This window comes from Actinacidiphila sp. bgisy144, from assembly GCF_057708105.1.
Window position 1 is genome coordinate 168,300 of the sequence record NZ_JBYIRM010000003.1, and the last position, 25,789, is coordinate 194,088.

Here is a 25,789-nt window from a genome sequence, read left to right on the forward strand (position 1 = left end):
CGGGAGACAAGACGTGCCCCCCTCGACCGATTCCGCCCCTCGTCCGGCCCGGCTGCGCCGGGCAGCCGTGCTCGCCGGCCTGCTCGCCTGCCTGGCGCCGGCCGTCACCTCGACACCCGCGCACGCGGCCAACTCGTCGATCTGCAACAAGTACTGCGACGCCCGCGACCCCTCGCACGCGACCAGCGACCGCATCCCCGTGACGGCGTCCAGCAACGGCCGGACGATTGCGCTCCATCTATCCGACAACGATGTCATGGGCTGGGCCTCCATCGACGGCGGCGCCGCCGGCGACGAGGTGTGGCTGGACCGCTCCTTCGACGGCGGGGTCAGCTGGACCAACGGCAGCAAACTCGGCGACACCAAGACCCCGTCAGGCTGGACCGGTTGGCGCAGCCAGATGTACAACGTCGACGACTGGAACAACGCGGGCGTCGGCGCGCTGCGCGCCTGCGCGCGCACCAACGGCGCCTCGGTGACGGTCTGCACCCAGTGGGCGCGGGTGGACTGGAACGCGGCCAGCCAGAGCACAGCGGCCGCGACCGCGCTGATGATGGACTACGACCGGAGCACCGGCAAGTTCGCCGGCTGGTGGACCTCGGCCACCTCGCTCACCGCGATCATCGACAACATCCGGATCAGCGGGATGCCGAGCTACAAGTACGCGATCTCCACCACGTACGACAAGCTCATCGGCGCCGAGGACGGCAACTTCACCAACTCCTACCTGGACGACACCGGTTGGTGGGGCCTGGCCTGGGTGGACGCCTACGACCTCACCGGGGACAGCCGCTACCTGGCCACCGCCCGCACCGACGCCGACCACATGCACGATTACTGGACCTCCACCTGCGGCGGCGGGGTGCAGTGGGAGACCACCGCCTCCGGCAAGAACGCGATCACCAACGAGCTGTACCTCCAGCTCAACGCGGCGCTGCACAACCGGATCAGCGGCGACACCACCTACGTCCAGCGCGCGAAGGACGAGTGGTCCTGGTTCCAGGGCAGCGGCCTGATCAACTCCGGACACACCGTCAACGACGGCCTGAACGGCTCCTGCGCCAACAACGGCGACACCACCTGGACCTACAACCAGGGTGTGATCCTCGGCGGCCTCACCGAGCTGTACAAGGCCACCGGCGACAGCGCGGTGCTGGACAGCGCGCGCACCCTCGCCGACGCCTCCACCTCCTCCAGCTACCTCAACCCGGGAGGCACCCTGCACGAGCCGTACGAGCCGGACGGCACCGGCTGCACCTCCAACGGCGACTCGTTCAAGGGCGAGTACGCCAGGGGCCTGGGCCTGCTCAACAAGCAGCTGGCCGACCACCCCTACAGCTCCTACCTCAAGGCGCAGGCCGCCACGCTGCACGCCAAGGACCGGGACGCGCTCGACCAGTACGGTCCGCACTGGGCCGGGGCGTACACCGTGACCGGCAACGGCTGCCAGCACAGCGCGCTCGACCTGCTGAACGCGGCGCAGGAAGCGTGACCAACTCCACGACGGGCGGCCCCGGCCCGGGCCGCCGACCGCAGTCGACGAGAGAGGGAACCGTGCGCGTGCACAAGACGAGCAGAAGACGCGGGGTCGCGGCGATCGCGGCCTCGCTCCTGGTGCTCCCGCTGGGCGTCCAGGCCGCCCACGCCACCGCGGGGGCCGGCACCGCGCCGGCCGTCGGCGGCTACTGGGGCACCTCCTACGAGGCAGGCGCGGCCCGGCCCGCCGGGTTCCCGGCCGCCGGACCGGCCACCGACCTGCGCGGCGAGACCACGCAGGTCAACACCACCGTCCAGTCGGTGGCGTCGAACTACCCGAACGCCACCAGCACCACCGAGCACGTCCAGAGCCTGACCGACGACGACAACTCGACCAAGTGGTACGCCAGCGGCAGCGGCCAACCGACAGCGGACCACCCGGTGTACGCCATCTACACCCTCACATCGGCCGCCGCGGTGACCGGTTACTCGATCACCTCCGGCAACGACACCCCGCCGCGCGACCCGCGGGCGTGGACGGTGCTGGGCAGCAACAGCGCCTCGGCCGCCACCGATGCCGACGACCCGTCGTGGAAGACGCTGGACACCGAGAGCGGGCAGAGCTTCGGCGCCCGCGGCCAGACGAACTTCTACCCGGCCGCCGGCACCGGCGGCTACCGCTACTACCAGCTGCGGGTCACCGCCAACTGCGCCCAGGACTGCACGGGTTCATCCGGCGACTACAGCAAGTTCCAGATCGCCGACTGGACGTTGCGCACCTCCGCGGGGACCGCGCCGAGCGCGCTCGGCGCGTCCGTGGAGGACGCCGAGTCGGTCGGCGCGGCCGCCGGCACCGGCGCCCTGCGGTATGCCGGCCGAGTGCTGCACTCTGGTGCCGCGTCCTCCTCGGTGGTGCTGCAGTCCGGTCTGGACGTGCCGCTGGCCGCGGACTCGACGCTGAGCTACGCGATCCGCCCGACGGACGCGGCCTCCGCGTACGCCGCGCTCGACGTGGTGTACACCGACGCGAACGGCCGCCACACCAAGCGGCTGAGCGCGCTGCGCGGGGCGCGCGACTCCGCCGGGCACCCGCTGCGCGCCGCGGCGCAGGGCAGGGCGCTGACCCCGGGCACCTGGAACACCGTGTCGGTCGGCCTCGGTTCGCTGGCGGGCAAACACGTCCACGAGGTGCTGCTCGACTACGCCGACCCGTCGGCCGCGGCCGGCGCGGTCTCCGGCTGGGTGGACGCGGTCTCGCTCGGCCACCAGGCGGTGGACACCGCGACGGGCTGGGACTATCTGGACGCGCCGGGCGTCGACCCGGCGGGCGGCGCGGCCGACCGCACGGCGTGGACGCGGCCGGACTTCGACACCGGCAGCGCGCCGTGGCACACCGCGGCCGGCCCGTTCGGCGCCAAGGACGACGGCACCGACCTGGGCGCGGGCTTCCCGGTCACCACCAAGCTGGACCTGCGCAAGAACGGCTCGACCGGCGACGACCTGGAGGCGTACTTCTTCCGCACGTCGTTCACCATGGACCAGGCGACGCTCGACTCGATCACCGGCCTGGTCGGCAGCGTGGTCTACGACGACACGGCGACGATCTACGTCAACGGCGCCCGCGTGGCGGGCTGGAACGACGGCAAGATCACCACGAACCTCCAGTACGAGACGCCGGACGGCACCGCGGGTGCGGGCGACCCGGTGGCGTCCGCGTTCGCGATCCCGGCGGCCGACCTGCGGGCGGGCACCAACACGCTGGCGGTGGAGGTCCACCAGTGCAACAGCACCAGCTCCGACGTCTACTTCGGGCTGCCGTCGCTGGCCCAGACCGACGCGTCGCTGCCGTTCAGCGACGCCCAGCTGGACACCTCCTACGCCTCGGACACCCAGCCGCCCGCGCCGGACGGCGGTGACTACTTCACCTGGCTGCTGCGGTCGTTCACCGACGCGGAGAACACGCCGAGCATCATGGGCGCCAACGCGGTGCTGCCGAAGGGCACCACCTACGACCAGCTCACCGCGCTGGACGACCGGACGGTCGTCGACATCAACAACGCCTACCAGTCGGTCACCGACCCGCAGGTGCAGAAGGCACTGGTGGACGGCGCGAACAGCCCGTACAAGACGATGGCCGACGGGCTCGGCAAGGTACTCGGGCCGCTGTACCTCCAGGCCCTGAAGGACGGCGAACTGCCCAAGACGCAGGCGCTGTTGAGCGGCCGGATCGAGCACACGCCGACCTCGTCGGCCGACTGGTACCAGACCGCCAAGAACACCTACCAGTACAAGCGGCCGTTCGTGCGGATGGGCTTCACCGGCGACAGCGGCCTGATCAAGCAGTGGGACAGCGCGAGCGGTTACGCGGGGCTGGCCGGCGACGGCTCGTTCCCGAGCGGCCACACCAGCCACGGCTACGCGCAGGGCATCGTGATGGCCACGCTGCTGCCGCAGTTGGCGCCGCAGATCCTGGCGCGCGCCTCGGAGTACGGCAACAACCGGATCGTGCTGGCCTTCCACTACCCGACCGACATCATGGGCGGCCGGATCGTGGGCGAGGACACCGCCCAGATGCGCTGGTCCGACCCGCGGTTCCGGTCGCTGCTGGAGCAGGCGCAGAGCGAGGTGCAGACGGTGCTGGCGCAGAAGTGCCGCGAGGCCGGCGCAGGTGACACCCTCGCGCAGTGCGTCGCGAACGAGCAGCCGTACCTCAGCACGAGCGACGCGCTGAGCGTCTTCCGGCAGCGGATGACGTACGGCTTCCCGCAGGTCGGCGCCACCGGCCTCGCACCGTCGGTGCCGGACGGCGCGGAGAACCTGCTGCTCACCGCGTTCCCGAACCTGACGGCGGCGCAGCGGACCACGGTGCTGGCCGCCACCGAGATCCCCTCGGGCTACGTCATGGACGAGGAGAGCGGCGGGGGCAGCTGGCAGCGGCTGGACCTGGCGGCGGCGATGACCGCGCAGGTCAGCGTCAGCCGGTCCGGGGCGATGACCGTGAACGGCGTCGCCGTGACCGCCGACGGGCGGCCGGCGCACCGCTGAGCCGCACGACAGCCGCACGGCACAGCGCACGTGTGGGCCCGGCACCGGGGTGTCTCCGGTGCCGGGCCCACACGGTGTCCCGACCCTGTCAGCTGGACAGCGGCTCGGCGGTCACCAAGCCACAGGTCCAGCGTCGATTGCTCCCCCGTCACGCTTGCCGTCGGTGAGGCAGAGTCTCCATCCCCTCGTCATGAGGGCGATCCGGTAGATGCGCACGGAGTGCCTCGCGGCGCGCACGTCGGTGAGGTAGCGCTCGACCGCCGCGCTACGACGCGGGCGCGGCGGACCGACGTACGCGATGGTGAGCGCAGCCCCAAGCATCGCTCGGCACTCCATTCCCGTTCGCGGGCAGTGCGCCATGTCCCCGTGCAGACCGGACTCTGCGCCGCCAGCTGGTAGGCCCCGGAGTGCCCGCAACTCATGAAGGGCAGGTTTGCAAGCCTAGGCTGTTCAGTTTAGGCTTAAGATATGAGTGAAGCTGAGAACCGGCCGAGCGAGGCGCCGGCCGTCCGCGAGACGGCCAATCGGCTGCGGATGGCCATCGGCGCGTTCAAACGCCGCATCCAGGAAGTGACGACTGTTGATGAGCTCACCAACCCGCAGCTCACCGCTCTGTCACGGCTCGACCGGCTCGGCCCTATGACGATCTCCGACCTGGCCAGGCGCGAGCAGATCACCCCGCAGGCGATGGGGGCGACCATCGCGAGCCTGGAGGAACTCGGCCTGGTCTCGCGCAGCCCGGACATGACGGACCGGCGTCGCTCGCACCTGAGCCTCACTCCGGACGGCGAGGTAGCCGTCCACTCCGGACGCAATGCCGTGGTCGACAAGGTCACAGCAGTCCTCCAGGACTCCTTCGCCGACGCGGACATCGAAACCCTCTCCGCTGCGGCGCCCCTGATCGAGCGGCTCGCGGAACTCCTCTAGCACCAACTTCCCCGCACCACCGGGAGGCTCAATGCCCGCACCATCCGGGGCCCGCCCCTCCGTCGCGACCCGCGACACAGCGATTCTGCGGGAGCGAGCGTTCTCGTGGCGGTTCACCACCCCGCTGTTCATCGGCTCGGCCCTCAACCCCGTCAACAGTTCGCTGATCGCCACCGCCCTGCTGCCGATCGCGCACGGCATCGGCGTGCCGATCGGCCAGACCGCGGCACTGGTCACCGCCCTTTACCTGGCCAGCGCGATCGCGCAGCCCACGGCGGGCAAGGCCGCCGAGGTCCTCGGACCACGCCGGGTCTTCCTGGCCGGGACCATCCTGGTCGCCGTCGGCGGCCTGCTCGGCGGACTGGCCCAGGACCTGATCACCCTTCTGATCAGCCGCGTCCTGATCGGCCTTGGCACCTCCTGCGCCTACCCGACCGCCATGCTCCTCATCCAGCGCCGGGCTCACGACGCCGGACTGGACAAGCCACCGGGCGGCGTGCTCGGAGGTCTGCAGATCGCCGGCATCGCCACCGCCTCCCTCGGCCTCCCGCTCGGCGGCGTCCTGGTCGGCGGACTCGGCTGGCGCTCGGTCTTCCTCATCAACGTGCCGGTCGGGCTGGTGGCCCTCGCCGCGACCCTCCTGTGGGTCTCGCCCGACGGGCCGCTCAAGCACCCGCTCCGACCGCGCGAACTGGCCGTCCGCCTGGACGCCGTCGGCATCACCGGGTTCGCCACCGCGATGATCGCCCTGCTGCTGTTCCTGTTCTTCCTCCCCACCGCGCACTGGTACCTGCTGGGCGTCTCCGTCGTACTGTGGATCGCCCTGGTGCTGTGGGAACTGCGCGCCACCGCCCCCTTCCTCGACGTGCGGATGCTCAGCTCCAACAAAGCGCTTTCCAGCACCTACCTGCGCTTCGGCCTGGCCCTGCTGTGCCAGTACGTGGTGCTGTACGGCATCACCCAGTGGGTCGAGGGCGTGCGGGGCCTGAGCGAGACACAGGCCGGCCTGCTGCTGCTCCCGATGACGCTGGTCTCCGGCCTGATCATCTCGCCCGTCGCGCGGCGCAACCTGGTCCGCGGACCCGTCGTCGCCGCCGCGATCGCCTGCGTGGTCGGCTCCGCCGGGGTGCTCGTTCTCAGCGCGTCCGCCTGGATCGGCTGGGTCGTGGTCATCACCCTCTTCTTCGGCCTCGTGGTGGGTTTCGCCGCCGCGGGCAACCAGACCGCCCTGTACGCCCAGGCGCCGCCGGACCAACTCGGCACCGCCTCCGGACTGCTGCGTACCTTCGGCTACGTCGGCTCGATCGCCTCCTCGGCCATCACCGGACTCGTCTTCCACACCAGCGTCAGCGACTCCGGCGTCCACCTGATCGCCTGGATCATGATCGGCGTCAGCCTGGTCCTGCTCCTGCTCTCCGTCCTCGACCGCACCCTCCCGAGCAGGACCGCCGCCTAGATTCCCTCCCCCGGGGGCCCGCGCGGCGATCAACCGGTCGGCCGGCCCGGCCGACAACCCACCAACCCACCCAGCAGAGAGAGAACACACCCATGACGGACACCCGAACCCCCATCGACCCGACCCGTACCGCTCTGGTGCTGATGGACTTCCAGCCCGGCGGCCTGGGGATGTTCCCGGACTTCGAGACGCTGCTGGCCCGCGTCGGCGATGCGCTCGCCTGGGCCCGCAAGACACAGGTCCAGGTGTGCTTCGTGCGCGTCGCCTTCACCGAGCAGGACCACCAGGACATCCCGCCGCACAACAAGACCTTCGCTCCCGTGGGACAGCACAAGCTCTTCGGTGCCGACACCCCCGAGACGCAGGTCCACCCCTCGCTGGACGTCCGGGAGGAGGACCTGGTGGTACGCAAGACGCGCGTCGGTGCCTTCAGCACCACTGACCTCGACACCCGCCTGCACGCGCGGGGCATCGACACGCTGATCCTCGCCGGCATCGCCACCTCCGGCGCCGTGTTGTCCACCGTGCGGCACGCCGCCGACGCGGACTACCGCACCTTCGTGCTCGCGGACGCCACCGCCGACCCCGACGCCGAGATCCACCGGGTCCTGACCGAGAAGATCTTCCCCACCCAGGCCGACGTCATCACCACCCCCGACCTGCCGGCCCTGGCGGTCTAGGCAGGGCCGGCACCCACACGGTTTCGGGTGGTGGATCACGGGAGGTACTACCTCGCCATGAGTTTGTCCGGCCCCGACGGCTTGCGTGGAGTCGTGATCAATGATCCGAGGCGTCTCACTCTCCCCCGGCCTTCGGCCTCATGGCTGCCGCCCCGGCGCTACATCCACCCGCACCTGACAGCGCACCACGAGAAGCGACGCCCGAAGACACAAGAGGCGGCTCGGGCGCCGCTTCGACTGTACGGCCCGTGCTCGCCTTGCGTTGATGTGTCCCAGGCAGGTACGGCGAGATGTGCGCCAGGTCTTCTCCGGCGATCTCCCATCCCTCCTCCACAGGTACCGCCGATCTCCGCGCTGTCCAGGGGATCGTGGAAGCTCACCGCGTTGGTGGGTAGCGCGTTGTACTTCGTCGCCTTCTCCTGCTCGACGGGGTCGTTGTCGTCGATGTCCCCGCTGTCACCGAGGCCATTCCACTGGAACCGGTTGACCGACTCCACCTTGTTGATCGCCGCGGTCACCCAGCGGCGAAGCGGCGCATCCGAGAGGCAGCGCAGGAGCTGTACGGTGCGGGATCACACGGCCGGCGCCACGTCGCCGGGCGGCGCCGCGTACCGTCGGGGAATGCCGAACGACCTCGACGCCCTGCGGAGCCTCATCAATTCGCCGCCGTACCGAGCGGCATTGGACCGGGCGCTGACGCTGAGCGGGCTGACGCTGAACCCCGTCGAGCATCCGATGGTCACCGCGATCGACGCAGAGTCGCTAGGCCTCGCCGGAGTGACGGTGGCCGAACTCGCCGATCTGGTCACCGAACACGCAGAGCCTCTTGCCCGCTACGTACGGCTGAAGATGCAGGCATACGGCAAGGACACCGAGGAGGAAGGCGTCAACCGCGACCCGGAAGACCCGGCCGACGACAACCTGGTGGAGCTGGACCCGACCCCGGGGTTCCTGGTCGGGCACGCGCTCGAACTCGTGCTGCTGATCGACCGGCCGCGGGAGTTCCCAGCTTACGCGCGCCAACAACGCATCCCCCACGCGGCGCGGTACGCCTTTGAGGTGCAGGCCCTTGCCAAGGAGGCGCTCCGGCCCTGCCGTTCGTCTGCGGGCGATAGGGGCGGGTGCGTTTGTGAACGATCCCGGCGGCGCTGAGGGTCTGGGTAAACGGTGTGGACAGAGCTGTAACCGATCACGGGGCTACCGCCTTTACGCGCGTCGGTTGTGGCTTGCCGGTTGTCGGCGGCCTGCTGCGGGGCCATGACCCGTGTCCGCCGCCGTCCGGGATGTTGCCGAGTTTCTTGATGTCGGCGTGGCCCAGTTCGCCGGGGCGCTCTCGCTCGTAGCGCCGAATGACTTGCCCGGTAGGACGGTCCATCCAGCGCAACCGGTTGAGTTGGTGGCGTGCCAGCACGCGATGAACCGTAGAGACAGGTGCGGCCAGAATCGGTCCAATCCGTGCGGGGCCGAGCTTCCGTTCGCGGCGCAGCGCGCAGATGCGTCTCTCAACGTCGGCGGGGGTTCGGCGTGGTGTCGTCAGAGGGCGACTGGAGCGGTCGTGCAGCCCCGCGTCGCCTTCAGTCCGCCAGCGGCGGACCCACTTGTAGGCCGTAGCGCGGGATATACCCATCTCGTCTGCCACGTGGGCGACGGGCCTCCCGGCCCGGACCCGGCCGATCAGGAGTCGTCTGCCATGGATGGTCAGGCGAGCATTTGGGTGGGGCAGGAAGACCTCTGCAATGTGGTGAACCTGTGCACCGCCACCCCTCGGGAGGGAGGGAGGGCAGCGGCGTCAGGTGGGTAGTCAGGCTGGAGCGAGGTGAGGGCGTGCGGCCGGGCCGTCTGGCGTGCGCGGGGCGGCGCCCTGATGTGGGCTTGTCCGCCGCGACGGCACTGTTGAACAGATGCGTGCCTTGTTCCTGCTGGCTGCGGGCGTGGCCGCTGTTTCCGGCTATCCGCGTAGCGTGCCTACCAGGTGGTCTGATGCCAGGACGTGCCCGGCGAGTTGCGGGAGCAGGGCGTCGAGGTCCTTCGCCGCGGAGGCGTCGGTCGCCGTGTCGAGCGCGTAGAGATGGAAGTGGTAGTGATGCGTGCCATGGCCCGGCAGCGGGCGGGGACCCTGGTAGCCGCCTCGGCCCCGGTGGTCGGGCAGATAGGTGAATCGCGGGTTGTCCTCGGTGAGCTCGCCCATCTCGATACGGGGCGGCTCGGGTGCGAAGAAGGCGGCCATGTGCCGTGCCGGCCTGGATGTGGGGGTGTCGGTGTCTTCCATCACGAGGAGCATCTGCCGGGTGCCTGCGGGCGGTTCTTCCCAGGACAGGGCCGGGGAGATGTTGGGGCCGAGGTCCATGGTCGCGTGGTGCGACGGGATCGTTGCGCCGTGGGTGAAGGCGGGCGAGATGAGGCCGAGCGTGCCTGTTGGGGCGGTGGCCAGTTCGGGGGCGTTGCTGATGCTGTGCGTGGTGCCTGCGCGCTTGCGGCGCAGCAGCAGGCCGAGCGGGTAGAGAAGGATTGCGAGCAGTTTCATCGGGGGGTTCCTTCGGTTGCGGTGCCGGAGTTGTCGGCAGTATCGGAGTCCTTGTCCTGGGACACGGTGGTGGGGATGGTGCGGTCGAAGAGGGTGGTCAGAACGGTGAGGGCGCCCAGGGTGAGGACGACCCAGCCCATGTGGTGGAAGCCGGCGTCGGTGACGTGGTCGCCGAAGCTGAGGGCGATGACGCTGGAGGAGAAGATCGCGCCGATGTAGCCGAAGGTGCGGAACAGTCCTGCGGCGACGCCGACTTCGTCGGCGGAGGTCTGGACGAACAAGGTGGTCTGGTTGGCGAAGTTGCACAGGCCGTTGGGGAAGCCGAGGACGCCGGTCGTCAGCAGCACCAGGATCAGGGGGCTGCCCTCGTGTGCGGTGAGCATGAGGAGTCCACCCCCCATCAGCGCGAGGTTCCCGGTCAGCAGTGGCCCGCGCACCCAGCCGCGCAGGGAGACGAGGCGCGCGAGGATCATGCTGACCGCGGACATCGGCAACAGGATCAGGCCGGCCTGGAAGGAGGAGTAGCCCGCGCTGCCCTCCAGCCACTGGGTGAGGGAGTACATCGAGGCGTACACGCCCAGGCCCACCAGCATCTGGCGTATGTAGGTACGGCACAGCGCCGGGTTGCGGGCGAGGGCGCGGACGTCGATCAGCGGTGAGGCGGTGCGCCATTCCCACCAGATGAACGCGGCGAGCGTGACGAGGACGATCGCCCCCAGTGGCCAGGCGGGGTGGTCGAGGTCGTTGAGGAACTGGAGCAGGCACACCACGGACAGGGCGAACAGGGCGATGCCGGGGGGGTCGACGGACGCGAGAGAGCCCTTGAGGCCGCGAGCTTTGGCGGGCGGGTCCTTCTCCACGTTCCTGGCGGCGAAGACCAGGGCGAGGGCGGCCAGGGGCACGTTGACGAGGAACAGGGCACGCCAGCCGAAAGCGCCGGCCAGAACACCGCCGAGTGGCAGGCCGAGCACGGCGACGATCTGCGAGGCGATGGAGAAGTTGCCCAGCACGGTGCTGGGCACGCCGGTCTTCAGCCGCTCGGCCCGGCGGCGCACCAGCGCCATGGAGGCGGGGTAGCAGGCGGACGAGCCGATGCCGATCAGAGCGCGGGAGAGCAGCAGGACCTGGAAGCCGGGGGCGACGGCGCCCATCACGCCGCCGGCCAGGAGGATGGCCACGCCGCTGAGGAAGATCTTCCGGGGGCCGAAGATGGCGGCGAGCTTGCCCATGGTGGGCTGCATCACCGCGCTGCACAAGTACAACACGGACACCAGGGACGCGGCCGGGCCAGGACCCAGGTGGAAGTCGGCGGCGATCCCGGCGAGACCGGTGGCGATCATGGAACTGTTCACCGGGTTCAAGGACGTGCCCAGCATCAACGGGAACGCGAACCGCAGGCCGAACCCGTCATCGGAGGCTGCCGCCGGTTCGTCGGGCGTGCCAGGGCGCGAGGGAGGTGAGAGAGACATGGGGCCTCATCGGTCAGGGGGCGGAAGCAGTGCGCCAAAGCGGGGCGCCCCCGAAGACACATCTTTCTTAGTACGAAACATCTTCCTTCGTTATACTAAGGAACCGTGAGCGTGAACGCAAAATCCGGCGATCCGTCCGACGAGGGCACGGTCCTCGGCAGCGAGTTGAGGGTCGCGGTGGCCCGGATCTACAGCCGCTTCCGCTCCGAACGCGGCGAAGGCGAGATGGCCGAGGCGGCTGTCATCGTGCTCACCGCACTCTTCAAGCAAGGCCCGCAGAGCCTGACCGAACTCAGCCGCCGCGCCCGGGTGACACCGAGTTCCATGAGTCAGACCGTCAACCGACTCGTCGCCGGCGGGCACGCGACGCGGCAGAAGGACCCAGAGGACGGGCGTCGAGTCCTCTTCCGCCTCACCCCTTCCGGCGCCGAAGTCGCTCGTGGAGCACTGGCAACGCGTCAGGACTGGCTGGAGGGGCAGCTCGCCCAACTGTCCGACGAAGAGCGACTGACGCTCCTGCAGGCTTCCCGAATCATGCGCCGACTCGCCGACGCCTGAAAATGGTGATGAGAATCGGTCCCGCCATGATGATCGAGCATTCCCGTGCCGGTACCCGGCCGCTCCGGGCCGGGTCGTCGAACGCCCGCCGCTGTCTCTGCGGTCAGTCCGTTTACAAGGGCGCGGCTGCGCCCTCCGCCATTGGCGCCGTCCTGCTCCCGCGAGTACTTGCTGGCCCCGTCGACTCCGAGCGGCGCCCCGCCCGCGAAGGCCGGGATGGAGCCCGAAGAGCGCTACTTCCCCGAACCGGCGGCCTGGCCCGCAAGCCGATACGATCCGCGCCGGTGATGCTCGCGCCGCTGGTCCAGCGGGAATCGCTGAGATCCGCAGGAGTGGTCACACACAAGAAAGACGGTGGACGCTTGAGCGCCAGGCCGCCTTCCGGCGCGTCTCCCCTGGTCACGCTGCCGTCCGGCGCCGCGACCGGCGTCAGGTCCGGCCTGTCCGCCTCTCGCCGAGGCGTTTCATGACGCGCTGCATCTCGGCCGGCTCCATGGGCGGCAGGGGCGCTGGGGTGGCCGCGCCGGCGCGGAGCCCGTCGAGCAGGAACGACAGATGACGCCGCCAGATCTCGGGCTCGTCGGCGAGCGCGGATGCCTCCAGGATGCCGGCGTTGCCCCAGGTGATGAAGACCAGGTCTTCCGCTCGTAGGTCCGATCGCAGCGAGCCGTCCTCCTGCGCTCTGGCGACGATCGTGCGGATGTTGCGGTAGTGCCGCAGCTTTACCGCGCGGCACGCGGGCATTCCGTCGAGCTGAACGGAGAGCAGGTCGTTGAGGCCCCGGTTGGTGCTCTCCAACTCGGCGGTCCGCTCCAGGAACGTCGCGAACGCGGTCCACGGGTCCGGCTCGCGCAGCGCGGCTTCGGACAGTTCCGCGTGCTGCTGGACGGCCTCGACGAGTACGGCGTCGACGAGTACAGCGCGTTCGGGGAAGTGCCGGTAGAGCGTCGCGATGCCGACGCCGGCCCGCCGAGCCACTTGTTCCAGGCTCATCCCGAGGCCGTGCACCGACAGTTCCGCCCGCGCCGCCGCCACCAGTACTTCGCGGTTGCGCACCACGTCCTTGCGGACAGTCCGGGCGGGTTTGGCAGGCATGCCGCCCACCCTAGAGCTTCTCCCCGCTTGCGGCCGACGGGCTGCGGCATATGCCCGTGGGTTCGGCTAGAATCAAAACGGAGGGGCCCCTACGTATCGAGCGGGAAGTCACGCACCGCCGCCTGCCAGCCCGGCATCCGGACCACCGTCCATGACGACCCCGCACCTCATGGACCCGAACCACTCTCACGACAAGGACACTCCGCATGCCGTCACCCGCCGAACCTTTGATGAACGCCGTGCAGATCGACGCCTGGGGTGGACCGGAACAACTCATCCAGCGACGCGTCCCCCGCCCCGTTCCGGGCCCAGGGCAGGTGCTCGTCCGCGTCCGGGCGGCCGCGCTCAACGCCGTTGACCGGCGCGTGCGGCAGGGCTACATGGACGGGCAGCTGTCCCTCCCCTACACCGGGGGCAGCGACTTCTCCGGAGTGGTGGAGGCGGCCGGGGACGGTGCGGATCTCCCGCCCGGTACCGCCGTGTTCGGCGCGCTGTGGCCGACCAGCGGCGCCTACGCCGAGTACACCGTTTTCGACGCGGCGGATCTCGCCCGCAAGCCTGAGGGGCTGGGTTTCGACGAGGCCGCGGCGCTGCCTGTCGCCGGAATCACCGCGCGCGTGGCTGTTCTCGACGACGGCCGGGTACGACAGGGGCAGCGCGTCCTGGTCCAGGGTGCTGCGGGCGGGGTCGGTCACCTCGGTGTCCAACTCGCCAAGATGCAGGGCGCGCATGTGATCGCGACGGCGTCCCCGGCCAACTATGACTTCGTCCGGGCGCTCGGCGCGGACGAGGTGATCGACTATCACGAACCGGGCTGGGCCGCGCGGCTCGACGGCCTGGATCTGGTCATTGACGGGGTGAGCGCCGCGAGCCTGTCTGCTCTCTATCCGGCGATCCGACCGGGCGGCCTGGCGATCAGTCTCTTTGATCCGCCCGTGCCGCCACCCGGCGGGTTCGAGGCCCGGCTGGTCGGCACGCTCGCGGTGGCCCGACAGCCGCTCCGGGCGCCGCTGGAAGCGCTCGCCCGGCTCGTCACCGAAGGAACCCTCCGGGTCGAGGTCACGGCCGCCTATCGGCTCAGCGAGATCGCGGCGGCCCAGGAGACCAGCGTCCGGGGCAAGGCCGTGGTGCGTCCCTGACGCGCGGGAAACCGCCCAGCCCCTCTCTGAGAGTCTCGGCCGAGGCACCCGGTTGGCCGGGTTGGTCCGAATGGGCGAGATAGGAGATCCCCTCGGCATGGCCAGCACCACTCCGATACCCGCTGCCGGTGACCAGCCGGCGCCGAAGCCGAAGCGGCGGACGTTCTCCGCGGAATGAAGCGCGTCGCCCAGCCGGTGGCCGATGAGGTGTTCGCGAGCGCGCGGGTGGGGACTGCGGCGGCCTGCCAGCTGACCGGGCCCCTCGCGCGCCACCCACTTCCGCCACCTCAACCCGAAGCCGAAGCCCCAACCGTGCCCGAGACCCACGCCCGCCTCGGCTCTCTCACCTGCCGAGCGGGGCGAAGTCCTGGCGCTGCTGAACCGGCCGGAGCACGCCGATCTGCCGCCCTCTCAGGTCCGGGCACGTGAGCTGGACGCCGGGAATTACTGGTGCTCGCAGCGCACGATGTACCGGGTCCTGTCCCTCGCCGGGCAGAACGGCGAACGCCGCCGCCACGCCACCCACCCGTCCAGGACAGTCCCCGAACTCGTCGCAGCCGGCCCCTCGCAGGTGTCCACCTGGTACGTCACCTGACTGCCCGGACCGGCCAAGGGCATCTGGTTCCACGCCCACGCTATCTACAGCCGCCACATCGTCGGGCACACCGGCATCGTGCCCGAGACGGTGCACGCCGACCGCCGCACCTCAATGACCAGCAAGAGAGGCTCCCAGCTTCCCATCGATCTCGCATACAGACCTCACTTGGCTTGACAACTACTGTTCTGGCGGAATCATGTACCGCTTGTCCGAGAAGCGGTCCGGGAAATCGTCGATCTCCCGCTCGCTCAGACGCCGAGCGCTACTCCGCCCACGAGGGTCGACGACCCTCACCACGTTCCGTCACCCGGATACGAGACGGAGCAGTCCCGTTCGACGACATTCGTGACGTCGACCAGGCGCCTGAGTTGCTCTACGACCAGTGCGAGGCGCTGTGGCTCCGGCAGGTCCAACCGCAGGCGCAACGACCACCGATTCCCCGTGCCGCGGGCGGCCTGGATGCCGCTCACGGGCACGCGCCGCTGGGCCAGCAGCCCACAGACTTGCGCAGGGACCAACGGGCTGTCGGTAGCGGTCAGATGCAGCAGATGTGTCGACATTAGTGTCGCGGACTTCCGGGTCGGGCTTCGCGGTTGGCTCCGGTGATGCCGGCGGCCAAGGCGAGCAGGAGGCGGGGGGCGTCATGTCTGTTCAGGCGCAGCCGTACGAAGTGGCCTGCCGTCCGGTCGCGGGCCTTTCGCAGAGAGGCCCGCAGCTCACCGACGGTGCGCACGTCGTGGACTTGTGCCCCGGCCGCGCCCAGGGCTCTGGGGACCAGCGACCAGTCCCATCTGACAATGTCCTGATAGGAAGCATCGGGGCTCTGAATCTTCCGCTCCACGGTGTACCCGTCGTTGTCGAGGAGGAAGACGACCGGCTTGTTGTCCTGGCCAAACAGGCGTCCGAATTCTTGTACGGTCAACTGGGCGGCGCCGTCGCCGACCAACAGGACAGGTCTGCGGTCCGGGCGGGCAAGCGCGGCGCCGAGAGTGGCAGGGATCGTGTAGCCGATGGACGACCACACCGGCTGGCCGAGCAGGTCGCTGCGCTCGGGCAGGGTCAGGTCAAGCGCGCCGTAGAAGGCAGTGCCCGCCTCGGCGATCACGATGGTGTCAGGCTCGAGCCACTCCTGCAGTTCCTGCCACAGGGTTTGCTGGTCGAGGGGTGCTGACTGCGGCCTGCGCCCGGTCGGCCGGTCACGCTCGTCCGGCTTGACGCCTGACACCGGGGTGAACTTCGTTTCTGCCATCGCCAGGCGCAGGCTCGCCAGAGAGTCCGCGAGCCGTACGCCGGGGTAGACGGCGTGGCCGATCCTGGCGTGGTCCAGGGCGAGCTCGACTGCGTTCTCGGGCGTGTAGCCGTGGGTGAAGAAGCCCGTCATGAAGTCGCTGACTGCGGTGCCGACCATGACCAGGAGCGCGGCTTCGTCCACCAGCCTCCGCGTGCTGGCCGTCAGCGTTTCCGCGCCGAAGTAGGTGCCCAGGCTCGCCGGGTGGCCTTCGTCCAGGATCGCCTTGGCCCCGGCCTGGGTGGCGATACGGACGCCGGGGAACCCGGCGAGGGTCTCGATGTCCGGTTCCAGGCCACGGCGGTGCACGCCGTGTCCGACGAGCAGCACGACTCCGGGGACGTCGTCCAGGCGCGCCCGGAGCGCGGACTCGAAGGCGGCGACCGCTGCGGGATCGCTGGCTGCCGGGGTGATCTTCGTGTGCAGCCGGTCGCTGGACACGAGGGCCTGCGCGACGTCGAGCGGCACTCCGATGTACACGGGCCTGCTCTTGGTGAGCATCGTGCTGAGGATGTCGTCGATGGCGGATGCGGGGTCCTCCCCCAGCACCACTTGCGCTGCGGTCACCTCGTCGAACATGCGGACGAAATGGTAGTGGTCGCCGTCGAGCAGCGAGTGGTGCACGCGGGCGCCGGACAGGAGTGCCGCGCGGGGCGGCATCCCGACGATGTGGGCGACCGGCACGTGCTCTGCGAAGCTGCCCGCGGTTCCGTTGATCGCCGACAGTTCGCCGACGCCGTAGGTGGTGACCAGCGCTCCGACCCGGCGGCCTGCCCGCGCGTAGCCGTCCGCGCTGTAGGCGGCGTTGAGTTCGTTGGCCGAGCCGGTCCAGGTCAGGCCGTCGGCGGCGAGGATCTCGTCGAGGAGGTTGAGGTTGAAGTCGCCTGGCAGGCCGAAGACGTGGCCGGCGCCGAGCTGCTTCAAACGGGTCGCCAGATAGCGGCCGACTGTCATCATGGGAGGTGTCTCTCCGGAGTTCATCGGTCAAGACCGGTCGCGGGCGGCCTGCAGGCGGGCGTTGACGATATCGGCCGCGGCCATGCCGGCCGGGATGCCCGCCTCGGCGGAGCGGGTCAGGATCTCCCGGGTGGTGTCGCCGACGCGGCAGATGTCGTGAAGGACCTGTTCCGGTGTGTGGCCGAGGAGTTCACCGCCGACCTGGATCACGCCACCTGCGTTCGCGACGTAGTCCGGCACCCAGGTGATGCCCCGCTGGAACAGCAGCGCGCCGATGTCGCCGGTGGCCAGCTGATTGTTCGCCGCACCACAGACGAGCGATGCCTGCAGTGCGCCGACGGACTCTGCCGTCAGTGTGGCGCCGAGCGCGCAGGGAGCGTAGACGTCCATGGCCACACCCGCCAGCGAGCCGACGACACGGACCGCGTCGCCGTGCTCCGCCACCCGGCGGACGGCCTCGTCGCTCGGGTCGGTGACGACCAGCGTCACGCCCTCCTGCCGAAGCAGGTCGACGAGTACGCGGCCGACCTTGCCCAGGCCCTCCACCCCGACGGTGCGCCCGTTCAGCCCGTCGGATCCCCAGGTGAACTCTGCGGCGGCCCGCATCGCGTGGAAGACGCCGAGCGCGGTCGACCCACCACTGTCCCCTGATCCGCCCGCGGCGGCGTTGCGGCCCACCACATGCGACGTTGCCCGGCCGATGACGTCCAGGTCGTCGGAGTCGGTTCCCACATCGGCGGCGGTGACGTAGAGCCCGTTCAGCCGTTCCACGAACCTGCCGTAGGCGCGTAGCAGTTCGGGTGTCTTGGCGGTCGTCGGATCACCGATGATCACGGCCTTGCCCCCGCCGAGAGGCAGGTTGGCGGCGGCATTCTTGAAGGTCATGCCCTGCGACAGCCGCAAGCCGTCCCGCAGGGCCTCGGATTCGGTGGCGTACGGGTAGAACCGCGTACCGCCCAGGGCCGGGCCCAGGGTGGTGTCGTGGATGCTGATGATCGCCTTCAGCGCGGACGCATCGTCGCGACAGAACACGATCTGCTCGTGTCCTGCGGCGGCAAGCTCGTCGTCACGTTCGAAGACTCCCTGTCGGAGAGTCAGGATGTCAGCAGACATGCAGGTGCACGCTCCCCATAAGCGGCGACAGAGCGATGTGCAGTCTGCGCGCCATGAACGGATATGAACAACGAATTGACAATCAAATACTGTGATAGCCTCACATCACAGTCAATAAAATCGCTCACAACATGGCATCTTGCTCATCTGCAAGCTCGGCCGGGAGTCGGAGGTGCGCACATTGGCAGCCATCGACCAGTTGGACGTCGAGATCCTGGCCAGGCTGACGGAGAACGCCCGCACGGGCATCGCCGAGATCGCGGCCGCGCTCGGCGTCAGCCGGGCAACCGTGCAGATCCGGATGCGCCGCTTGGAGAACGAGGGGATCCTGCTCGGCTTCCAGCCGATCATCAACCTTCCGGCGGTCGGCATCCCCCTGCAGGCGCTCGTGAGCCTGGAGGTCGACCAGCGGCTCCTGCCGTCGATCGTGCGGGGTCTGCGGGAATTGCCGTCCGTCCTAGAGGTGCGGATCCAGTCCGGGCGGGAGGACCTACTCGTGCACGTGGCGATCGAGTCGCTCGAAGACCACCAGAAGCTCACGATGGCGATCGTGGCGATCGACGGGGTGCGCAAGACGACCTCGACGTTCATGGTGTCCACGCCCGTGCCGTACCGGGTGCAGCCGCTTCTTGAGGAGGTGGCACGGGGCACAGGGTGGGGACGGTCGACCCCGGCCGCCCCCCGATGACGCCACCCGAAGGGAACCCGCGGCCCAGGCGGTGCCGTCGGCGACCGGTGGGTCTCGCACCATCAGGTGGCGTCGTTCCTGAACGCCTCGTACTCAGCCAGGCGTGGCGCGACCTTCCCGGCCCGCGATCTGCTCGAGCACCTCGGGCAGGCGCACGGTGCCCACCAGGTGCCCCTCGTCGGGCCAGACGGTGAGGGTGCTTCCGGGCACCGCGCCGTACTGGAACTGCACGTGGGCAAGAGGGACATTGGTGTCGTGGGCGCCCGCGTGGAAATGAACCGGCACGGCGATCGACGCCAGGTCGAAATCCCATGGACGGGTGTAAAGCCACAGGTCATAAGCCGGCCCGAGCGGGTCCCTTGCTCCCATGAACGCCTGCGTCTCGGCCATCGCCGCCATGAACGACGGCCGTTCCTTCATGGCGGCGAGGTCCTGCGCGGGAGTGGCCGCCAGCATCTCGTCCATGGAGATCACCGGCGCCCCGGACGCGGCCGCTTTTCCGAGGAAGACGTCAACGCCGGGGATCGCGGACGACGGTCCGAGGGCAGCCGCCTCGAAGAACCCGCGGTTGATGGGGTTCATGGCGGATCGGGCTTCCACGCTGTCAAGCGGCCCGACCCCGCAGAGCACATATGCCTCGGCGACCCGGTCCGGAAGTCCGGCAGCGCAACTCAACGCGTACGGCCCGCCGCCGGAGGCCCCGACGACGCTGAAGCGCTCGATGCGGAGCTCATCCGCGATGGCGGCGACATCGCCGGCCCAACTGCCGATCGTGCGGTGCGGGTCGAAGGCGGAGTCACCGATACCCGGCCGGTCAGCCGAGATCAACCGGACGCCGTGCTGCTCGGCGGACCTTTTCGCGCCATCCCACATGAGGCGGCACGCCGGTGACCCGTGGAAGTGGAAAACGGCGGGTCCTTGCGGATCTCCGAATTCGTCCCAGGCAAGCGTCCGCCCGTCGGGCAAGGAAAGCGTGTGCATCGGGAGATGCGGTGTCGGCTCGGCCGACTCGGGCTCGGTGTGGCTCAATTTCCTCATCCTATTCCCTGACAGTCGAAGTCGAACCGGCCTTTTCAGCAGGCGACCGGCTCGCGGTGTCGTTGGCTGACTCGGTCGACGGCGAACCGACCCCCTATGGACACCAGTTGCGGGGACCGGAGCACAGATATGTCCTGCAGCGGATCGGACCCGACAAGCACGAGGTCGGCCTGCTTGCCCACTTCGACGGTTCCGGTGATGTCGTCGATCCCCAGGTTCGTCGCGGCCCGGCTCGTCGCCGACATCAGAGCGTCCATCGGGGACAGGCCGATCTGGACCATGAGAGTCAATTCCCGCACCAGATCGGTATGAGGGTTGAACGGGGTACCGGCATCGGTTCCGGCGGAGATGTTCATCCCCGCCCGGACCGCGGAGGCGAACATGTCCGACACCCGCTCGCTCACCGCGCCCGCCTTGTCCAGCATCCAGCCGGGCGCTCCACCAAGCGGACCGTGCTCGACGATGCTGCGCACAGCCAGCAAGGTGGGGACCAGGAACACCCCCCGCTCCCCGGCGATGTCGAACAGCTCTTCATCGAGCCAGAATCCGTGTTCGATCGAGTCCACGCCCGCCAGCAGCGCGTTCTTGATCCCTTCGCGACCGATGGCGTGCGCCGCAACCCGCTTGCCCGCGGCGTGGGCAGCGCGGGTTGCCGCCTGGAGCTCGTCGAGCCCCAGTCCCGTCTGGCCGGGATCCACGCCGGGCGTGACGATGCCGCCGGTCGACATGATCTTGATGAAGTGTGCGCCATCCTTGATTTCGCGGCGCACCGACCGGCATACGGCATCGGCTCCATCGGCCTCACGGCCCATGAAGTGCCCGTGCCCGCCTGTCATCGTGATCACTCGGCCCGCGGGGACGATCCGCGGCCCTGGCGTCAGTCCCGCAGCGACGGCTCTGGCCAGCTCCACGACGACGCCGTCGCGCGCACCGCAGTCCCGGACCGCCGTGATGCCGCATTCCAGGGTGTCGGCTGCGTTACGCGCCGCGCGCACCGCTGAGAGCGTTGTGGAGTCACTCGCCACCTGCTGTGCCAGATCCCCCGTGCAGGCCCCGACCAGGTGGACGTGTGAGTTGACGAGGCCGGGGACGAGCGTCATGCCGGCGCCCTCGATCACCCGGCCGCGCTCGAACGGCGGGGCGAGCTCCGCCGGCCCCCGCCAGGCGACTCGCCCGTCGTCCACGACCAGCGCCTGGTTCACCTCTCGCGGCGCACCGGTTCCGTCGATGACCGCGACATTACGCAGGGTCCAGGTCTTGTCGTTCACTTCAAGCCTCCCTCAGCGGTGTCCCGGTCGTCTCGATGAGGCGCAACGACCGGGGTCCGCACCCTCTTTGACACAGGCGGAGGCCTGTGTCCCATTGGTCGTCGGGCACGGCGGATGCCGGCCCGGATGTCGCTTCGGCTGCCGGCAGCCCGTCAGCCGCGACGTGCGCGGGGCAGGGTGACGGCGCCCAGCGCCGCGACGGCGGCCACGGCGAGCGCCACGGCCGACATGATTTCCATCCCGTGCCGGGACGCGACCGGCAGGCCCACCAGCAGAGAGCTGGCCAATATGCTGCCGCCCACCTGAGCGCCGAACGTGGAGCCTGTGTTGCGCACCATGAACACCAGTCCCGAAGCGCTCGCGACGCGGTCACCGGGCACGTGCTCGGCCAGCAGGTTGAGCGCCTCGGTCAGTCCGAGCCCTAGCCCTGCTCCCATCATGACGGTGACCACGATGAGGGCCGGAAGCGCGAGGCTCAGTGTCAATACGAGCATCGACCCCAGGAGCAGCAGCCCCGAGGCGATCATCGTCCCCCGAGCGCCGACGGTACGTCGGACATGGTGCGTGACTCCGGCGGCGACAGCGCCCAGAGCGCCCATGGGGAGAAGAAGCCAGCCGGCGAGCGTCGCGGTTCCGCCCAGGCCGTATCCCGTCGCCTTGGGCACCTCCGCGATCAGCGGGACGGCCACGAAGAGGGTCATATTGGCCCAGCCGACTGCGAAGGAGATCGCGCAGACGGTCAACACGACCCGGCCGCCGAGGCGCAGGTCGACCAGGGGATGGGCAGTGCGCCGCTCCCAGCCGACGAACGCGGCGAACAGGACTGCCGCGGCAGCCGCACACAGGACGAAGAGGGCGGAGGTCCAGCCGTGGGTCGGCGCCAGCGTCAGCCCGACGAGGAGAGTCGTCAGACTCACCCCGAGCAAGGCCGCGCCGGCGACGTCCACGGGCTCGCGCCGGCGGGCCGGAATCGACGGCACCACCTTGAAGGCCGCCAGCAGCAGCACCACCAGCACGATCAGCGGGAGGCGGTACAGCCAGCGGAAGTCCCACGAGTCGGTGACCGGGCCGGCCAGGAGGAAACCGATGGCCGATCCGACGGACGTGGCCCCGATGATCACGCCGTTCGCGCGCTTCAGGCGCTCATCGGGGAGGGACTCGCGGAATATGGCGATCGACAGCGGAATGGTCGTCAGCCCGACCCCCTGCAGGACCTGCCCGACGGCAAGGGTCTGGATGTCCGGGGCCACGGAGCCGACAAGCACGCCCACCGTCGCGATCGTCCAGACGGCCAGCAGGAGCGAGCGCTTGTTGCGCACGTCTGCCAGGCGGGTGACCAGCGGAGTGCTCACGATGCCGGCCAGCGTCAAGCCGGTGAAGACCCAGGTTCCGGCAGCAGTCGTGGTGTGCAGCGAGCTTTCGATCAATGGCACGGCGGGTCCCAGCATCGACTCGAGGACGGTGTAGACCGTCGCAAGCGCGGCCAGGACCGGGACGAGGAGCGGTTTTTCGATCGCGGCAACGCGATCAGAAGGCGAGGACGAAACGGCGGGTACGGTCTCGGGAGGATTCATGGAACGCTCCGAACTACGGGCACCCCAGGCCGGCCGGGCTGGAGCCGCTAGCAGGCGCGGGGAAGGCCGCCAAAAGTGTTCCACGTGGAACACTTTTTGGGAAGCTACAGACCCCGGATTGCGGAGATGTTCCAACTGGAACACTAGGAGGTTTCGCACCCCGTCGGGTGGGTTGGGAGCAGGCGGGCTCGTTCGCGGTCTCGGCTCAGGTGAGACGAGCGATGAGGTGCCGGAAAGCGGCGTCAACCCCTGCGAAGTCACCGGTGGTCACGAGGTCGAGAAGGAGGCCGCGCAGGGCGCCGACCGCCAGACGGGCCGACGTCGCCGCTTCAGGGCCGGCGCCGTTCGCCTCCAGGATCGAAGTAAGCCGCTCGGTCCAGGCGGAGACGATCCCGGACAGCAGCCCCTCGAAGTGCTCCCGGTCCGCCAGCGCGGTTCCCCAGTACTCGAACAGCAGGCGGAAGTAGTTCCGCAGCTCGGGTGAGGCGTTGTGCTCCCAGAACAGCTCCAGAACCGCCCGGCCATCCAAGGCGGAACTCTGCGCGAGCAAGTCGTCGAATGCCTCCGTTTCCCTGCGACGGAGCTCGGCAACGGCTGCCGAGATCAACCCGGGGAGGTCGCCGAAGTGATAGCTCAGCATCCGGTGGTTGCTGCCGATCTCGGTCGCGATCTGGCGCAGCGACTTCTGCGATATGCCCTCCTCAAGCAGGAGAACGATCACAGCGTCGAGAAGGCGATCCCGGGCTCTGCTTGTCCCACGCCGAGCCGTCGCCATGAGCCGAAACTCTAGCACCGGTCAAGGCGGCAGCATGTGGGGCGAGCCGGGCGACGTCTGCTGAGGGCCGTTCGTCGCCGCCGGTTGCAGCTGAGGATCTTGCGTGGCCGATGCGACCACAGCAGGCGCCTCCCCGGCCGGCCACCGCTGGCCGCGTAGGGCTCCGCCATGCCACCGGGCGGTCGGTCCTGGCACCGCTGCGGCACCGCCGGAGTTTCCATTAAGCAACTTAATGAAGTACCTTAACGAACATGACCGATGCTACGAACAGGCAGTGCGTGGCCGATCTCTCCGCCGATCTGCAGGGGGCGGTCGCGCGAATCTACCGCCGCGTGCGCTCCGAGACGCAGGATGACCAACTGGGCGGCACGCAGTCCTCAGTGCTCTCCCACGTGGTGAAGCACGGGCCCCAGGCACTTCGCGCGCTCAGCGAGCGCGAACGGGTATCGCCGCCGGCCATGAACCAAACCGTGAACGCGCTGCAGGACGCGGGCCTGGTCACACGGCGGCCCGATCCGAATGACGGACGCAAGGTGCTGATCGCAGCGACCGACGCCGGAAGAGCCCTGACCTTCGAGAGGCGGCGCCTCAAACACCAATGGCTGATCACCAGACTCGAACACATGACCGATCATGAACGCGAGGTACTGGCTGAGGCCGCGCTGATCTTCAACGCACTGGCCGAATCATGAACGCGATGTTCCGGTCGCTCGCCGTCCGCAACTACCGGATCTGGGCGTCAGGGGCCCTCGTCTCCAATGTCGGGACGTGGATGCAGCGCACGGCGCAGGACTGGATCGTCCTGACCCGGCTCACCCACCACGACGCGACCGCCGTCGGTGTCGTCATCGCCTTCCAGTTCGCACCGCAGGTGGTGTTCCTCCCGCTCACCGGTCTCGCGGCGGACCGACTCGACCGCCGGAAGCTGCTCATCGCGACCCAGGCGACGATGGGCGCACTGTCCCTGTTCCTCGGCCTCCAGACCGTCACCGGGGCTGTACGGCTCTGGCAGGTCGATGTCTTCGCGTTCCTGTTCGGCTCCGCGGCCGCCTTCGACTCGCCCGCCCGTCAGACGTTCGTCGGGGAACTGGTCGAGGCCCCGGACCTGCCCAACGCGGTGGCGCTCAACTCCACCTCGTTCAACATCGCGCGCATGATCGGGCCGGCCGTCACCGGCGTCCTCATATCCGTCGTCGACACCGGTTGGGTGTTCATCGCCAACGCCGCCACGTTCGCCGCCGTCCTCGGTTCGCTGCTCTGTATACGGGTCGCCGAACTCCACCGTTCCCGCCGGCAGGCGGCCACGACATCCAGCGGCCTCGCCGACGGATTCCGCTACGTGATGAGCAGGCCGGATCTTCGGGCCATGCTCCTGATGTTCTTCCTCACCGGAACCTTCGGCGACAACTTCCAGATCTTCATCCCCACCATGTCCGTCTCGGTCTTCCATCGTGGAGCGGGCTCCTACGGGATCCTCAGCTCGGTGCTGGCCGTCGGATCGGTCGTAGGGGCTCTGCTCGCCGCACGCCGCGAGAAACCCAGGATCACGTTGCTGCTGTGGGCGACGGCTGTCTTCGCCACCGGACTCGGCACCGGCGCCCTCGCACCGACCTACCTGCTGTTCTCGCTCGCGCTGGCCGTGGTCGGAATCACCGTTCAGACCTTCACCACCGCGACCTTCAGCCTGGTGCAACTCTCGACCGACCCGGCGATGCGCGGAAGAGCGATGGCCATCATGCTCGCGGTGGGCCTCGGCGGTACCCCGGTCGGCGCCCCCGTCATCGGACTGGTCGGGGACACCTTTGGCCCCCGCTGGGCCGTCGCAGTGGGAGCCTTGTCCGGCCTTGCCGCCCTGGCCGTCGGCATCCTCCACCTGACCCGGCACCAGCACCTCCGCCTCCGCCGCGACGGGCGGCGCGTCCACCTCTCGATGACCGACACGGCCGATCACGCGCTCACCCCCGGGACCGCAGGCCGAGCCTGACTCTCTCGGGCATCCACCGGGCGTCAGGCTTCAAGGACGGCCACTGCCAACCACTCCGACCGCATCATGGCGGCCCTCCGCCCGCCGGACGAGGCCGTTGCCCCCGACCGGTACGCAGCAGAGCGCTCAGGCGGCAG

21 protein-coding genes and 2 pseudogenes are annotated in these 25,789 nt (G+C 69.3%); 12 read left to right on the plus strand and 11 right to left on the minus strand.

Annotated elements, in window-relative coordinates:
* Window positions 1-13 precede the first annotated feature (13 nt).
* From AC3EVP_RS05355 to AC3EVP_RS05375, 5 genes are all read left to right on the plus strand, one after another.
* Complete coding sequence (locus AC3EVP_RS05355) at window positions 14-1,492, plus strand: glycoside hydrolase family 76 protein (protein ID WP_435126653.1); 1,479 nt, start codon at window positions 14-16, stop codon at window positions 1,490-1,492.
* Between the two features lie 68 nt (window positions 1,493-1,560).
* Window positions 1,561-4,521, plus strand: a complete 2,961-nt coding sequence (locus tag AC3EVP_RS05360) for an acid phosphatase (RefSeq protein WP_435126656.1) — start codon at window positions 1,561-1,563, stop codon at window positions 4,519-4,521.
* A gap of 468 nt (window positions 4,522-4,989) precedes the next feature.
* Window positions 4,990-5,448, plus strand: a complete 459-nt coding sequence (locus AC3EVP_RS05365) for a MarR family winged helix-turn-helix transcriptional regulator (protein ID WP_435126658.1) — start codon at window positions 4,990-4,992, stop codon at window positions 5,446-5,448.
* 31 nt (window positions 5,449-5,479) lie between these two features.
* Window positions 5,480-6,904 (plus strand): MFS transporter, encoded by a 1,425-nt coding sequence (locus AC3EVP_RS05370; RefSeq protein ID WP_435126662.1) that lies wholly within the window; start codon window positions 5,480-5,482, stop codon window positions 6,902-6,904.
* A 92-nt stretch (window positions 6,905-6,996) separates the two neighbouring features.
* Window positions 6,997-7,584, plus strand: coding sequence for a cysteine hydrolase family protein (locus AC3EVP_RS05375; RefSeq protein WP_435126665.1), 588 nt, complete (start codon window positions 6,997-6,999; stop codon window positions 7,582-7,584).
* A 158-nt stretch (window positions 7,585-7,742) separates the two neighbouring features.
* On the opposite strand, the pseudogene AC3EVP_RS05380 reads toward AC3EVP_RS05375, so the two are convergent.
* Window positions 7,743-8,141: pseudogene (locus tag AC3EVP_RS05380) on the minus strand (Tn3 family transposase); the annotation flags it as partial.
* A gap of 64 nt (window positions 8,142-8,205) precedes the next feature.
* Between AC3EVP_RS05380 and AC3EVP_RS05385 the strand changes: the two are divergent.
* Window positions 8,206-8,736 carry a hypothetical protein gene (locus tag AC3EVP_RS05385; protein ID WP_435126668.1) on the plus strand — a complete coding sequence of 177 codons (531 nt, stop codon included), beginning with the start codon at window positions 8,206-8,208 and terminating at the stop codon, window positions 8,734-8,736.
* Here AC3EVP_RS05385 and AC3EVP_RS05390 read toward each other — a convergent pair.
* The 3 genes and pseudogenes from AC3EVP_RS05390 to AC3EVP_RS05400 all read right to left on the minus strand — a co-directional run.
* Window positions 8,675-9,307, minus strand: a pseudogene (locus AC3EVP_RS05390) (helix-turn-helix domain-containing protein); the annotation flags it as partial. The gene AC3EVP_RS05385 and the pseudogene AC3EVP_RS05390 sit on opposite strands and share 62 nt — an antisense overlap.
* 225 nt (window positions 9,308-9,532) lie before the next feature.
* Window positions 9,533-10,108 (minus strand): YbhB/YbcL family Raf kinase inhibitor-like protein, encoded by a 576-nt coding sequence (locus AC3EVP_RS05395; RefSeq protein ID WP_435126671.1) that lies wholly within the window; start codon window positions 10,106-10,108, stop codon window positions 9,533-9,535.
* A complete protein-coding gene (locus AC3EVP_RS05400) occupies window positions 10,105-11,577 on the minus strand; it encodes an MFS transporter (RefSeq protein ID WP_435126673.1) in 1,473 nt (490 codons plus the stop codon). The genes AC3EVP_RS05395 and AC3EVP_RS05400 overlap by 4 nt, the downstream gene beginning before the upstream one ends.
* 105 nt (window positions 11,578-11,682) lie before the next feature.
* On the opposite strand from AC3EVP_RS05400, the gene AC3EVP_RS05405 reads away from it, so the two are divergent.
* Window positions 11,683-12,135 carry a MarR family winged helix-turn-helix transcriptional regulator gene (locus AC3EVP_RS05405; protein WP_435126676.1) on the plus strand — a complete coding sequence of 151 codons (453 nt, stop codon included), beginning with the start codon at window positions 11,683-11,685 and terminating at the stop codon, window positions 12,133-12,135.
* A 429-nt stretch (window positions 12,136-12,564) separates the two neighbouring features.
* Here AC3EVP_RS05405 and AC3EVP_RS05410 read toward each other — a convergent pair whose 3' ends face one another.
* Entirely contained in the window at window positions 12,565-13,230 is a 666-nt protein-coding gene (locus tag AC3EVP_RS05410; RefSeq protein ID WP_435126679.1) for a TetR/AcrR family transcriptional regulator, read from the minus strand.
* A gap of 206 nt (window positions 13,231-13,436) precedes the next feature.
* Between AC3EVP_RS05410 and AC3EVP_RS05415 the strand changes: the two genes are divergently transcribed.
* Window positions 13,437-14,369 carry an NADP-dependent oxidoreductase gene (locus tag AC3EVP_RS05415; RefSeq protein ID WP_435126682.1) on the plus strand — a complete coding sequence of 311 codons (933 nt, stop codon included), beginning with the start codon at window positions 13,437-13,439 and terminating at the stop codon, window positions 14,367-14,369.
* A 466-nt stretch (window positions 14,370-14,835) separates the two neighbouring features.
* Window positions 14,836-14,964, plus strand: coding sequence for a hypothetical protein (locus tag AC3EVP_RS05420; protein WP_435126685.1), 129 nt, complete (start codon window positions 14,836-14,838; stop codon window positions 14,962-14,964).
* A 562-nt stretch (window positions 14,965-15,526) separates the two neighbouring features.
* Here the strand turns inward: AC3EVP_RS05420 and AC3EVP_RS05425 are convergent.
* The gene (locus AC3EVP_RS05425; RefSeq protein WP_435126688.1) at window positions 15,527-17,212 is read right to left on the minus strand and encodes an alpha-keto acid decarboxylase family protein; all 1,686 of its coding nucleotides are present in this window, start codon (window positions 17,210-17,212) and stop codon (window positions 15,527-15,529) included.
* 27 nt (window positions 17,213-17,239) lie between these two features.
* Complete coding sequence (locus tag AC3EVP_RS05430) at window positions 17,240-18,325, minus strand: Glu/Leu/Phe/Val family dehydrogenase (protein ID WP_435126691.1); 1,086 nt, start codon at window positions 18,323-18,325, stop codon at window positions 17,240-17,242.
* Between the two features lie 139 nt (window positions 18,326-18,464).
* Between AC3EVP_RS05430 and AC3EVP_RS05435 the strand changes: the two genes are divergently transcribed.
* Entirely contained in the window at window positions 18,465-19,013 is a 549-nt protein-coding gene (locus AC3EVP_RS05435; protein WP_435126693.1) for an Lrp/AsnC family transcriptional regulator, read from the plus strand.
* A 93-nt stretch (window positions 19,014-19,106) separates the two neighbouring features.
* Here the strand turns inward: AC3EVP_RS05435 and AC3EVP_RS05440 are convergent, their stop codons facing one another.
* From AC3EVP_RS05440 to AC3EVP_RS05455, 4 genes are all read right to left on the minus strand, one after another.
* Entirely contained in the window at window positions 19,107-20,042 is a 936-nt protein-coding gene (locus AC3EVP_RS05440) for an alpha/beta fold hydrolase (protein ID WP_435126696.1), read from the minus strand.
* Between the two features lie 44 nt (window positions 20,043-20,086).
* The gene (locus AC3EVP_RS05445) at window positions 20,087-21,319 is read right to left on the minus strand and encodes a metal-dependent hydrolase family protein (protein WP_435126699.1); all 1,233 of its coding nucleotides are present in this window, start codon (window positions 21,317-21,319) and stop codon (window positions 20,087-20,089) included.
* A gap of 152 nt (window positions 21,320-21,471) precedes the next feature.
* Window positions 21,472-22,893 carry an MFS transporter gene (locus AC3EVP_RS05450; protein WP_435126702.1) on the minus strand — a complete coding sequence of 474 codons (1,422 nt, stop codon included), beginning with the start codon at window positions 22,891-22,893 and terminating at the stop codon, window positions 21,472-21,474.
* A 205-nt stretch (window positions 22,894-23,098) separates the two neighbouring features.
* Complete coding sequence (locus tag AC3EVP_RS05455) at window positions 23,099-23,614, minus strand: TetR/AcrR family transcriptional regulator (protein WP_435126705.1); 516 nt, start codon at window positions 23,612-23,614, stop codon at window positions 23,099-23,101.
* A 305-nt stretch (window positions 23,615-23,919) separates the two neighbouring features.
* On the opposite strand from AC3EVP_RS05455, the gene AC3EVP_RS05460 reads away from it, so the two are divergent.
* On the plus strand, window positions 23,920-24,360 hold the full coding sequence (locus AC3EVP_RS05460; RefSeq protein ID WP_435126708.1) for a MarR family winged helix-turn-helix transcriptional regulator: 441 nt from the start codon (window positions 23,920-23,922) through the stop codon (window positions 24,358-24,360).
* A complete protein-coding gene (locus tag AC3EVP_RS05465) occupies window positions 24,357-25,652 on the plus strand; it encodes an MFS transporter (protein ID WP_435126710.1) in 1,296 nt (431 codons plus the stop codon). Before AC3EVP_RS05460 ends, AC3EVP_RS05465 begins: the two co-directional genes overlap by 4 nt.
* Window positions 25,653-25,789 lie beyond the last annotated feature (137 nt).

Bases quoted from the DNA above. Each gene is read 5' to 3' on its own strand.
- AC3EVP_RS05365 (WP_435126658.1), top strand. From the start codon at position 4,990: ATGAGTGAAGCTGAGAACCGGCCGAGCGAGGCGCCGGCCGTCCGCGAG.
- AC3EVP_RS05370 (WP_435126662.1), top strand. From the start codon at position 5,480: ATGCCCGCACCATCCGGGGCCCGCCCCTCCGTCGCGACCCGCGACACA.
- AC3EVP_RS05375 (WP_435126665.1), top strand. From the start codon at position 6,997: ATGACGGACACCCGAACCCCCATCGACCCGACCCGTACCGCTCTGGTG.
- AC3EVP_RS05385 (WP_435126668.1), top strand. From the start codon at position 8,206: ATGCCGAACGACCTCGACGCCCTGCGGAGCCTCATCAATTCGCCGCCG.
- AC3EVP_RS05395 (WP_435126671.1), bottom strand. From the start codon at position 10,108: ATGAAACTGCTCGCAATCCTTCTCTACCCGCTCGGCCTGCTGCTGCGC.
- AC3EVP_RS05400 (WP_435126673.1), bottom strand. From the start codon at position 11,577: ATGTCTCTCTCACCTCCCTCGCGCCCTGGCACGCCCGACGAACCGGCG.
- AC3EVP_RS05410 (WP_435126679.1), bottom strand. From the start codon at position 13,230: ATGCCTGCCAAACCCGCCCGGACTGTCCGCAAGGACGTGGTGCGCAAC.
- AC3EVP_RS05415 (WP_435126682.1), top strand. From the start codon at position 13,437: ATGCCGTCACCCGCCGAACCTTTGATGAACGCCGTGCAGATCGACGCC.
- AC3EVP_RS05420 (WP_435126685.1), top strand. From the start codon at position 14,836: ATGTACCGGGTCCTGTCCCTCGCCGGGCAGAACGGCGAACGCCGCCGC.
- AC3EVP_RS05425 (WP_435126688.1), bottom strand. From the start codon at position 17,212: ATGATGACAGTCGGCCGCTATCTGGCGACCCGTTTGAAGCAGCTCGGC.
- AC3EVP_RS05430 (WP_435126691.1), bottom strand. From the start codon at position 18,325: ATGTCTGCTGACATCCTGACTCTCCGACAGGGAGTCTTCGAACGTGAC.
- AC3EVP_RS05450 (WP_435126702.1), bottom strand. From the start codon at position 22,893: ATGAATCCTCCCGAGACCGTACCCGCCGTTTCGTCCTCGCCTTCTGAT.
- AC3EVP_RS05460 (WP_435126708.1), top strand. From the start codon at position 23,920: ATGACCGATGCTACGAACAGGCAGTGCGTGGCCGATCTCTCCGCCGAT.
- AC3EVP_RS05465 (WP_435126710.1), top strand. From the start codon at position 24,357: ATGAACGCGATGTTCCGGTCGCTCGCCGTCCGCAACTACCGGATCTGG.